Annotated in this window: 1 protein-coding gene; it reads right to left on the reverse strand. The window is 56.8% G+C overall.

What is annotated here, in order from left to right:
- Window positions 1–108 precede the first annotated feature (108 nt).
- Window positions 109–504, reverse strand: a complete 396-nt coding sequence (locus IFT98_RS20935; RefSeq protein ID WP_122797568.1) for a DUF2946 domain-containing protein — start codon at window positions 502–504, stop codon at window positions 109–111.
- Window positions 505–611 lie beyond the last annotated feature (107 nt).

The raw sequence follows: 611 nt of genomic DNA on the forward strand, positions 1-611 counted from the left end.
GCACGCACTTCCTGATCATCAAGAAACTTCAAGGGCGTTCAGCAACCGTTGCAGATCGCTGAAAGAATTTAAAGCGAGCAACACCGCACGCAGTGGGCGGTGTCGTGATCAGGCAAAAGGGGAGGCGCGTGGACTCAGGCTGGGCCAGCGGATTCTTGGGTGCAGCGTTGGCAGTTCAGGATCTTCAAGGACAACGCCGGGTGTGTACTGCGGCAAGAAATGGCGGTAGTAATCCGAGGGCAGGGCTGCCAGCCCGGCATGGCCGCAACAGCAGTCCGCATGGTGCATGGCGTGTTCGGGTTCGGATTGAGGTATCTGAAGCGCCTCGATCGCCTGGCGAAACTCAGCTGAGACGACGCTCGAGTTTCCCCCGGAACAAAATCCGCCCCACAGCATGAGATTTACATCGGGCGCTTGCATCGCACGGCTGAGCGGCATGGCCAGAATGTTCAGCAAGATCGCCAGGCAGGCAATCCAGGGTCGGATACGTCTCAACGAACTCATGAATGAAATCGCTGCAAAGGGGAGGCTATTTAGCGCTCTTTAACACGCGATGTACATTTTACAAGGGTGCGCCATTTCGCCGCAGGTACATTGAGCAGGAGCAGAAG

It is taken from the genome of Pseudomonas sp. CFBP 8770, assembly GCF_014841705.1.
Taxonomy (GTDB): Bacteria; Pseudomonadota; Gammaproteobacteria; order Pseudomonadales; family Pseudomonadaceae; genus Aquipseudomonas.